We start from the raw sequence: 6,363 nt of genomic DNA on the forward strand, positions 1-6,363 counted from the left end.
GACTTCGATTACCGCTGCAAACAGGCCGGGCAACTGGCGTCGAAAATGCGCTTCCTCTCGGCACCGTGGGTCGGCATCCTCGAAAACGACGCCTGGCTCAAATATGCCCGCCACGCCAACCATTGCGCGCAATTACTGGCCGAACTGGTCAGCGACATCCCGGGCGTGGAACTGATGTTCCCGGTCCAGGCCAACGGCGTGTTCCTGCAACTCTCGGAACCGGCCATCGCCGCCCTGACTGCAAAGAACTGGCGCTTCTACACCTTCATCGGCAAGGGCGGCGCGCGCTTCATGTGCTCGTGGGACACCGAAGAAGAACGCGTACGCGAACTGGCCCGCGACATCCGCGAAGTCATGTCCGCCTGACTTTTTTGAGCAAATGAACTCCCTGTGAGGGACTCCCTGTCATGAGGGGAGCCCCCTGTGGAAAGGGGATTTATCCCCTTGCCACAACCGCCACTCCCCCAAGCATCCTCAATCCTCCTTCCTCGTGCCCAGAAAGACTTGGTCTACAGTGTCTGTCGAGCCTCCGCTCACCTAACAATAAGCAGGAGCATCGGCATGTCGTTACAAGGCAAAACACTGTTCATCACCGGCGCCAGCCGTGGCATCGGGCGTGAGATTGCGCTGCGCGCCGCGAAGGACGGGGCCAATATCGTCATCGCCGCTAAAAGCGCCGAACCCCACGCCAAGCTGCCCGGCACCATCCACAGCGTCGCCGCCGAAGTCGAAGCCGCCGGCGGCAAGGCCCTGGCGCTGCAAGTGGATGTGCGTGATGACGACGCCGTGCGTCAGGCACTGGCCCAGGCCAACGAGCATTTCGGCGGCATTGATGCGCTGGTGAACAACGCCGGGGCGATCAAGCTGACTGGCGTGCAACACATCGAACTCAAGCGCTTCGACCTGATGCACCAGATCAACACCCGCGCCGTGTTGCTGTGCAGCCAGGCGGCCCTGCCCTATCTGAAAAAATCGGCCGGGCACATCCTCAACCTGTCACCGCCGCTGAACCTGGCGAGCAAATGGTTTGCGCAGTTCAGCCCCTACACCGTGACCAAGTACGGCATGAGCATGCTGACCGTAGGCATGAGCGAGGAATTCGCCAGTTACGGGATCAGCGTCAATTCGCTGTGGCCGCAGACGATGATTGCCACAGCGGCGATCGAGTTTCAGCTGGGCAATCGCGAGTCGTTCAAACAGGCGCGCACGCCTGCGATCATGGCGGATGCGGCGCATGTGATTCTGAGCAGCAGCGGGCGGCAGATCACTGGGCGATTGTTGGTTGATGAAGAGATTTTGCGTGAGAGCGGTGTGGCTGAGTTCGATCAATATCGCTTTGATCGAGAAAGCGACGCGGCACTGATGCCGGATTTGTTTATCGACTGAAAAGCCCCTCACCCTAGCCCTCTCCCAAAGGGAGAGGGGACTGATTGGGGGATATTTGAGAATTACGCCGACGTGAAACTGCTTTACCGAATCCATACTCGATAAGGTCTTTCAGGTCGATGTTGAACGCCAGACACCTCGGTCGGCCCCCTCTCCCTCTGGGAGAGGGCTGGGGTGAGGGTTACCGATCAGAATTCGATACGCACGTCGCCCTTCGGCACGCTGCAGCACGAAAGAATAAACCCTTCCGCCTCATCGTCCTCGGTGATCCCGCCGTTGTGCTCCATCTCCACCTCGCCGCCCAGCTTCATCACCTTGCACGTGCCGCAAATGCCCATGCCGCAGGCTTTCGGGATCATCAAACCAAGCTTGGCCGCCGCCGCATGCACGGTTTCGCCCGGGGCCACGCGAATGCTTTTGCCGGACGCGGTGAATTCGACCTGATGCAGATCCGCCGCATCTATTTCCGGCGCCTCGGCGGCCTGTTCGGCTTGCTCCACTGCATCGGCGCGGGCTTCCGGTGGTGTGGCGCCGAAGGACTCCTCGTGATAGCGCGACATGTCGTAGCCGGCGGCTTCGAGCAGGCGCTTGACCGCGGTCATGTACGGCGTCGGGCCGCAGCAGAACACTTCGCGCTCGAGGAAGTCCGGCACCATCAGTTCGAGCATTTTGTGATTGAGGTAGCCGCGATAACCGGCCCACGGTTCACCCAGACCATGCTTCTCGCAGATCAGGTGCAGGCTGAAGTTGTCGATCCGCGACGCCATGTGTTCCAGCTCGCGGTGGTAAATGATGTCTTTCGGCGAGCGGGCGCTGTGAATAAACGTCATGTCGACGTTGGCGTTGGTGTCGTAGAACCAGCGCGCCATCGACATGCACGGGGTGATCCCCACGCCGCCGCTGAGGTAAAGCACTTTCGGGCTCGGGAAGTCGATGGCGTTGAACAGCCCGACCGGCCCGTGCACCGCCAGCTCCTGGCCTTCATGCAACGTGTCGTGCAGCCAGTTGGAGACCTTGCCGCCCGGCACGCGCTTGATGGTCACCGAGAAGCTGTACGGCACCGACGGCGAACTGGAAATGGTGTACGAACGCATGATCGGCTGACCGTCGATTTCCAGCTCCAGGGTCACGAACTGCCCGGGCTTGAAGAAGAACAGGATCGGCTGGTCGGCCATGAAACAGAAGGTGCGCACGTCCCAGGTTTCCTGGATGACTTTGACGCAACGGACGATGTGTCGGCCATTGGCCCAGGTCTGGGTGGTGACCGGATTCAGGAAGCTGTTGGACATGCTGTTCTCCACGGCCGACTGTCGGCCTTCATGTGGCGATTCTGCGTATAGCGCGGACCGCCCGTTTACCTATCCGCGACATCGGCATACTTATCGCGACCAGCCCCCAACCGCCGGGGGTTGCGCGTCGGGAACAGATTGCACCATGTCGCCCATGGATAAGGTTCCGGGCAGCGCCGGCCCCACACTCGCCTCACACCAAGACGAATCCTTTACACCTTGCGTAGCACCCCTGATCAGCCACTTTTCATCGGCCACACAGAATGGCCTCGAGGATCACATTGATGGACGTCACCGCAAAAATCAGCCTGGGCGATCCGCTGGAACCCGCACGCAAGGCCACCGCACAAATGCTCCAGGAGCGCGAGCGCACCTTTTCGCTGCCACAGCCGTTTTACAGCGACGAGCGCCTGTTCGATATCGACATGCAGGAGATCTTTCAGAAGGAATGGCTGATCGCCGGCATGACCTGCGAGATCCCGGCCAAGGGCAACTACCTGACCCTGCAGGTCGGCAAGAACCCGATCATCGTCATTCGTGGCGGCGACGGCGTGGTGCATGCCTTCCATAACGTCTGCCGCCACCGTGGCTCGCGCCTGTGCACCAGCGAAAAAGGCAAGGTCGCCAAACTGGTCTGCCACTACCACCAGTGGACGTATGAACTGGACGGTCGACTGCTGTTTGCCGGTACCGAAATGGGCGCCGATTTCGACATGAAGCAGTACGGCCTCAAACCGGTGAACGTGAAGACCGCCGGCGGCTACATCTTCATCAGCCTGGCGGACAATCCACCGGCCATTGATGACTTCCTGTCGACGCTGAACCACTACATGGAACCGTACGACATGGAGAACACCAAGGTGGCGATCACCACCACCTTGATGGAAAAGGCCAACTGGAAACTGGTGCTGGAAAACAACCGCGAGTGCTACCACTGCAACGCGTCGCACCCGGAACTGCTGAAAACCCTGCTGGAATGGGACGACGTCACTGACCCGCGCGCCGATCAGGCGTTCAAGGATCACGTCGCCGCCTCCGCCGCTGCCTGGGAAGCCGAGAAAATCCCTTACGCCCACGCCAGTTTCGGCCTGCGCAACCGTATCGTGCGCATGCCGCTGCTCAAGGGCACCGTGTCGATGACCATGGACGGCAAACAGGGCTGCGCGAAACTGATGGGCCGGATCAAGAACCCCGACCTCGGCTCGATGCGCATTCTGCACCTGCCGCACTCGTGGAACCACTGCATGGGCGACCACATCATCGTCTTCACCGTGTGGCCGATCAGCGCCCAGGAAACCATGGTCACCACCAAATGGCTGGTGCACAAGGATGCGGTCGAAGGCGTGGATTACGACGTAGAGCGCATGCGCCAGGTGTGGGACGCGACCAACGATCAGGATCGTCGTCTGGCCGAAGAGAACCAGCGCGGGATCAACTCCACCGCTTACCAGCCTGGGCCTTACTCCAAGACCTATGAGTTTGGCGTGGTCAACTTCGTCGACTGGTACAGCGAGCGGATGCTGAGCAACCTCGGCGCCGAGCCGGCGCCGTACCTCAAAGGCGTTCCTGTCCAGGGCTAAAAGCAAAAGCTTCGCGAGCAAGCTCGCTCCCACAGGGACTGGCGGTGTACACAAATTCTGTTAACACCGCAGACCACTGTGGGAGCGAGCTTGCTCGCGAAGAGGCCGGCCGAGTCACCGCCTTATTTGGATGACCACCTCACCGATCCATCCTCGCCAATAAACTCCTCAAATATCTCCTCCCCCACCAACCTGATTTTCGCGTAGCCATTCAGCACCCGCAGCGGATACGCCGGATCGTTGGCATCCTGCGTCTCCGACCACAACACCCGCGAATGCCCGTTCAGCTCGCTGGCATTGCCATAGGGAATCGCCCCGTGCCCGGCACAGCGCGCATGCAAACCGCCCTGCTGCGCATAGACGATGCCGTTATGCAGATGCCCCCAATACCAATAATCCGGCTCCCGCCCCAGCGCATCGCACACCGGTTGATACAGCGCAGTCTTGTTGTGCCCGGAAATATCGAAGCCCTGATGATGGCTGAGCACCATGATTTTCTTGCGTTTCGGCAGGCCTTTCAGCCACTGGATCTGCGGTTCGTTGAGGGTGCCGTCCATGTACAGGTTCATCGCATCCGAGGCATACGCCGAATCCAGCCCGACCACCAGCCAGTCGTCATTGATCAAGGCGAAGTAACTGGTGCCCTGCTGCCCCGGAAAACGCTTGGCCAGTTCCTTGAAGTAGCCGTGGGCGCCGCTGTACATCTCGTGGTTGGAGTTGAGGGTGAACGAGCCATGGCTGCCCATCGGCCAACCGGCCATGTCGACGTCCTCCTGGGAGTGACTGCCGGCGTAGTAAACGTCGCCCAGATGAATGGTGAAATCCGCCTGCGCCAGCTGCATCTGGTTGGCCACCGACACCGCCGGTGCGTGGCTGTCGAAGGGACCGGTGCCCCAATCGCCGGCGATGGCCAGGGTCACGTCGCGCTCCATTTGCACCACCGCCGGGTCGGTGCCGAAGGTTGCGTGATGGCGCAGGTTTTCGATCCATTTGAGCAGCGCCTCGCTCCACAGCAGATCCAGCAGTTCCCACTTGCGACACCCAAGCAGGCTGCCGTCCTTGAGCACCCGGGTTTGCAGTTGATCACTCGACTGCGGCAAGGGCGCAGCACCGCCGATGCGCAGGATCGACAAACCGTGGGACAGCTCCCAGGGTACGCTCGGTTCGTCGTCCGGCAACTCGCCGTTTTTCAGCACGTACTGTGCCTGATCGTGCCCGCGCTGCAGCAGCTTGATGATGGCCTGAAACTCGTGCGGCTCCAGTTCGCTGACGAGCTTCATCCAGGCCATCTCCATGCGCGTGAACAAGCCGTGAATGCGCACTTTGACCTTGTCGTATTCGTGTTTCAGATGACCGACCGCTGACATGGCGTAATCCTCTATCCGTAAGGGCTCACAGGGTTTTCATGAATTCGATCAACGCACGCTTGTCGGCGTCCGACAGCTGCGTCCCGTACAGGTGACCGCTGTTGTGGTTGCCCTCCAGCCGGGTGTCGTATTTGAAGTCCGCCGAGGCTTTGGCCTGGGCGCCGCTGGTGACGAAACCGACGTTGGCCGGGTCGTAGACGTCGGAGCCGGTGTAGAACACCACCGGGCGTTTTTCCGGCGGTTGCAGCAGATCCCACAGGGTTGGCACCGACCCGTTATGCAGGTACGGCGCGCGCAGCCAGATGCCGTCAGTCGGCGTGTTGCTGTAGCTCTGGGTCTTGCGATACGCACCGAAGTCGAACGGCGGTTTCTTGAAGGTGTGGAACGCCGTCACCAGACCGGTGGTGAACGAGTCGAGCCGATGCGGATCGGTGCCGAGTTGGTCGATGTCGGTGGTGACCTGCCCGGTGTCGGCGCGGCCGAAATCATGACAACCGGCGCAATTGGCCTCCCAGACCGGTTTGCCCTGGGCGACTTTCGCCTGATCCAGTGCCCACGGCCACGCCGGCGCCTTGTGCCCGAGCAGCCAGTTGGTCACCCGGTTGAAGCTCGGCGGCAGCACCGATTCCGGCGTCGCGCCCACGGCCATCGCGGCAGCGTAGTTGCGTTCGTGAATCTTGTTGTTATTGCCGTCCCAGTGCAGGTACATCGATTCCCGTGGTTTCTGGTTCCACACTTGCG

General features: G+C 60.7%; 4 protein-coding genes and 2 pseudogenes. 3 read left to right on the forward strand and 3 right to left on the reverse strand.

Translation table 11 applies throughout. From position 1 onward, the window contains the following. Positions 1-366, forward strand: a pseudogene (locus tag DBR24_RS32070) (beta-eliminating lyase-related protein); the annotation flags it as partial. A 195-nt stretch (positions 367-561) separates the two neighbouring features. Further along, a complete protein-coding gene (locus DBR24_RS12705; protein WP_128614930.1) occupies positions 562-1,386 on the forward strand; it encodes an NAD(P)-dependent oxidoreductase in 825 nt (274 codons plus the stop codon). Between the two features lie 188 nt (positions 1,387-1,574). Here the strand turns inward: DBR24_RS12705 and gbcB are convergent, their stop codons facing one another. Beyond that, positions 1,575-2,675 (reverse strand): glycine-betaine demethylase subunit GbcB, encoded by a 1,101-nt coding sequence (gene gbcB, locus DBR24_RS12710; RefSeq protein ID WP_007962605.1) that lies wholly within the window; start codon positions 2,673-2,675, stop codon positions 1,575-1,577. 284 nt (positions 2,676-2,959) lie between these two features. Here gbcB and gbcA point away from each other — a divergent pair, with 284 nt between their 5' ends. After that, on the forward strand, positions 2,960-4,255 hold the full coding sequence (gene gbcA / locus DBR24_RS12720; RefSeq protein WP_123469387.1) for a glycine-betaine demethylase subunit GbcA: 1,296 nt from the start codon (positions 2,960-2,962) through the stop codon (positions 4,253-4,255). Positions 4,256-4,377: 122 nt separating this feature from the next. Here the strand turns inward: gbcA and DBR24_RS12725 are convergent, their stop codons facing one another. Both DBR24_RS12725 and DBR24_RS32075 read right to left on the reverse strand, forming a co-directional pair. After that, positions 4,378-5,622, reverse strand: coding sequence for a metallophosphoesterase (locus DBR24_RS12725; protein ID WP_128614931.1), 1,245 nt, complete (start codon positions 5,620-5,622; stop codon positions 4,378-4,380). 25 nt (positions 5,623-5,647) lie between these two features. Further along, positions 5,648-6,363 (reverse strand): annotated as a pseudogene (locus DBR24_RS32075) (hypothetical protein); the annotation flags it as partial.

This window comes from Pseudomonas sp. HMWF006 (assembly GCF_003061205.1).
Lineage (GTDB): Bacteria > Pseudomonadota > Gammaproteobacteria > Pseudomonadales > Pseudomonadaceae > Aquipseudomonas > Aquipseudomonas monsensis.

What these genes read in the sequence shown, in the direction of transcription:
- gbcB (WP_007962605.1), bottom strand. Translation starts at nt 2,675, where the DNA reads ATGTCCAACAGCTTCCTGAATCCGGTCACCACCCAGACCTGGGCCAAT.
- DBR24_RS12705 (WP_128614930.1), top strand. Translation starts at nt 562, where the DNA reads ATGTCGTTACAAGGCAAAACACTGTTCATCACCGGCGCCAGCCGTGGC.
- DBR24_RS12725 (WP_128614931.1), bottom strand. Translation starts at nt 5,622, where the DNA reads ATGTCAGCGGTCGGTCATCTGAAACACGAATACGACAAGGTCAAAGTG.
- gbcA (WP_123469387.1), top strand. Translation starts at nt 2,960, where the DNA reads ATGGACGTCACCGCAAAAATCAGCCTGGGCGATCCGCTGGAACCCGCA.